This window comes from Lonsdalea britannica (genome assembly GCF_946477055.1).
GTDB classification, from domain to species: domain Bacteria; phylum Pseudomonadota; class Gammaproteobacteria; order Enterobacterales; family Enterobacteriaceae; genus Lonsdalea; species Lonsdalea britannica_A.
On the sequence record NZ_CAMKXG010000381.1, the window covers coordinates 1 to 2,506 of the forward strand.

Here is a 2,506-nt window from a genome sequence, read left to right on the forward strand (position 1 = left end):
GTGTCTCTGTTCAGCTGAAAATCGGCGCTGATGTGGTCATGAGTGGGCGTTTAGACCGGGTACGCCGTTCCGTAAGCCGAAGTGGGATCACCTTGTCATTATCTGGCCGTGACGATGCGGCAATCCTCGTTGATTGCGCAGCCCCGGTGATGACATCACGACAAATCAGTCTCGAAGAGGTGGTGTCTAAAGTTGTTCGACCATTGGGTATCACCAATATTCAAATTCACGCTGAAAGCTCGATTCTGAACGATAAAATTAGTGCTGAACCGGGTGAACGGGCGTGGGACTTGCTCTTGCGGGTATGTGCAGCGAGAGGGCTATGGCCGTGGTTTTCACCTGATGGGACGTTAATCATCGGCGGCCCTGATTATACGGCAGCACCTGTCGCCACCTTAGTTTTACGACGTAACGGTAGTGGAAATAATCTGCTCTCTTTGGATGAGGAAAGCAGCATTGAACGCTCTTTTTCTACCATGACCGTGCTAGCGCAAGGACATGCTCACGCTGCTGCGTCTTCATCAACGGCTATCGTTGATGTGACCGATGCAAATTCATCAGACAGTGTAGCAATGAGCACAGGAACGGCGGAAACGGGGCTGCATGGGTTAACCGCGACAGTCACGGACCCGACCGTCACCGTGTACAGGCCGCAAATATTACGTGTGAGTGATGCTGATAACCAAGAGCAAGTTAATTTTCGTGCTCGTAAGACCATGTCAGACGCCCGCCTGGCGGGATATAGCCTGATGGCTACCGTTGCAGGCCATAGAACCTCGGACGACGTGCTATGGACGCCAGGGCAGCGTATTCATGTGGTCAGTGAGCCACATAGTATCGATGCTATCTTTTTTCTGATGGGCAGGGAATTTAACGGAGGTCGCCCAGGAGGGACAACCACCACACTACGGTTGAAGGAGGACGGTATCTGGATACCTGATGCCTATCCGAAGAAGAAGAAACAGCGCAAGCGTAAAGGTAAACGAGAGGTGGCTATTGTCGATGTGGGCTAATATTGATAGTCGTATTAACAGCGCGTTAAACCGGATTCGATTGGCATTTCGTACGCGATTAACACGCGTAAACAGCGCAGGGCCGGTACAGACTATCCAGGCCAATGGCCTGGCTGGAGAACAACTGCAAGATGCGGAGTTATTCCAGCACTACGGATTCACTTCGGTTCCTCCCGCTGGCACCGCAGGCATTGTGATCCCATTAGGTGGTATGACATCGCACAGCATTGTTATTGCGACTGAGCATGGTGAATATAGAGTCAAATCATTAAAAAACGGAGAGGTGTCGATTTATACTCTTGAGGGGACATCCATCACATTAAAAAACGGGCGTATCATTACCGTTGAGTGCGATGAATATCAGGTTAATTGCAAAAAATACGTGGTCAATGCTTCGGATCGCGCTGAGTTTGATACTCCAGTTCTGCATGGGAGTAATGAAGTTAGCGACGGTAAATCGACAATGAATGTCATGCGAGGTATCCATAACTCGCATAATCACGCTCATGGCGGTGATGCCGGAATAACTGCCCCCCCAATCCAGCAGATGTAATTCCCACTGAACCCTTTCTACTGACATGCTTCTATCTATGTCGCCACTATGGCGGCATGGATAATTTATTGAACCCCACCACTGGCGATTATGCCGGGACAACGACGAACACTTTGGAGAATGCGATTTATATTCGAATCATGACTCCATTGGGTAGTTATTGGGCGTCACCCAACGTGGGTTCCAAACTGCACCTACTGTCTCGTGAAAAAGACGTGAGCCGGGTATATACCTTGGCACGTCAATATACCGAAGAAGCATTGCAGCCATTAATAGATGATGGTCGGGCAATATCGATAACAGTAACGACTGAAAAATGGAAGTCGGGGTGGCTTTTCTTATTGGTTGAGGTCGTTTCCGCCTTAGGCCAACAAAATACATTTAAGTATCCTGTAAGGGTTGTTTAATGGCATTTGTTACTGATTCATTTTCTGAAACGCGCAATAAAATATTGCGAGATATTCGCAACCAATTGCCGGACGCTGATATTTCAGAAGACAGTGACTATTTTGTCCGTGCCTCTTCGGTCGCCAGCGTGGTCACTGGAATATATCAGCATCAAGGATGGATAGTTCGCCAGATATTTCCGGATACCGCCGATACAGAGTTTTTAGAGTGGCATTGCCGTCTGAGAGATATCACGCGTAAGTCAGCGACAACGGCATCAGGTCATTTTGTTGCGACAGGGGAAGTCGGCGCGACGTCTGCATCCGGCCTAGTGATTAACCGAGGTAATTTATCCTACTCAACGACAGATGCGGCCATTATCGGTGAAGATGGGACAGCCAGTATCCCAATTATTGCGTCGATATCCGGTGTCGATGGCAACACGACCGCGCAGGCAACCGGGACGTTTGTTAGCGCCCCCTCTGGGTTCGATTCTATCGGGACGATTGGGGTTATTTCAGGCGGTACAGACAGAGAGTCTGACGCTGAGATG

At 49.4% G+C, this 2,506-nt stretch carries 4 protein-coding genes; all 4 read left to right on the forward strand.

Annotated elements, in window-relative coordinates:
• Nucleotides 1-1,013, forward strand: a 1,013-nt coding sequence (locus Q7O77_RS16940) for a phage tail protein (protein WP_304169935.1), incomplete at its 5' end; no start/stop codon positions are given.
• Nucleotides 1,003-1,566, forward strand: coding sequence for a phage baseplate assembly protein V (locus Q7O77_RS16945; protein WP_304169937.1), 564 nt, complete (start codon nt 1,003-1,005; stop codon nt 1,564-1,566). The genes Q7O77_RS16940 and Q7O77_RS16945, both read left to right, overlap by 11 nt.
• Nucleotides 1,567-1,622: 56 nt before the next feature.
• Nucleotides 1,623-1,973: a phage GP46 family protein gene (locus tag Q7O77_RS16950; RefSeq protein ID WP_304169939.1), complete on the forward strand. Its 351-nt coding sequence runs from the start codon at nt 1,623-1,625 to the stop codon at nt 1,971-1,973.
• On the forward strand, nt 1,973-2,506 hold a 534-nt coding region (locus tag Q7O77_RS16955), incomplete at its 3' end, for a baseplate J/gp47 family protein (protein ID WP_304169941.1). The genes Q7O77_RS16950 and Q7O77_RS16955, both read left to right, overlap by 1 nt.